Source organism: Herbaspirillum sp. WGmk3, assembly GCF_023952535.1.
GTDB classification, from domain to species: domain Bacteria; phylum Pseudomonadota; class Gammaproteobacteria; order Burkholderiales; family Burkholderiaceae_D; genus Herbaspirillum; species Herbaspirillum huttiense.
The window spans coordinates 1-593 of the sequence record NZ_JAKYWT010000021.1 but is presented as its reverse complement, the minus strand read 5'-3'; the positions used below and the strand labels follow the sequence as shown (position 1 = coordinate 593).

The window sequence follows — 593 nt, the reverse complement described above, 5'->3', positions numbered from 1 at the left end:
AGCACGTTGCGCGCGTACAGGGCCGAGGCATCGGCCGCCACCAGGGCCGCCAGGTTGCCTTCGCCGATGATGTGCACGCCGTGCTTGATGACGGTCTTGCCGGGTTCCGACAAGGGACAGTTGCCGCCCTGGTCGACCGCCATGTCCAGGATCACCGAACCGGGCTTCATGGCCTTGACGGTCTCCTCGCTGATCAGCACCGGGGCCTTGCGGCCGGGGATCAGGGCGGTGGTGATGATGATGTCGGCCTGTTTGGCGCGTTCGTGGACCAGCTCGGCCTGGCGCTTCATCCAGTCCGGCGGCATGGGACGTGCATAGCCGCCCACACCCTGGGCGATTTCCTTTTCTTCCTCGGTCAGGAAGGGCACGTCCAGGAATTTGGCCCCCAGCGATTCGATCTGCTCCTTGACCGCCGGACGCACGTCGGAGGCCTCGATCACCGCCCCCAGCCGCTTGGCGGTAGCAATGGCCTGCAGGCCGGCCACGCCGGCCCCCATGATGAGCATGCGCGCGGCCTTGACGGTACCGGCGGCGGTCATCAGCATGGGCATGAAGCGTTGATAGGTATTGGCGGCCATCAGCACGGCCTTGTA

At 66.1% G+C, this 593-nt stretch carries 1 pseudogene; it reads right to left on the bottom strand.

Going from position 1 to position 593, the window contains the following annotated elements:
• Nucleotides 1-593, bottom strand: a pseudogene (locus MKD49_RS25755) (NAD(P)(+) transhydrogenase (Re/Si-specific) subunit alpha); the annotation flags it as partial.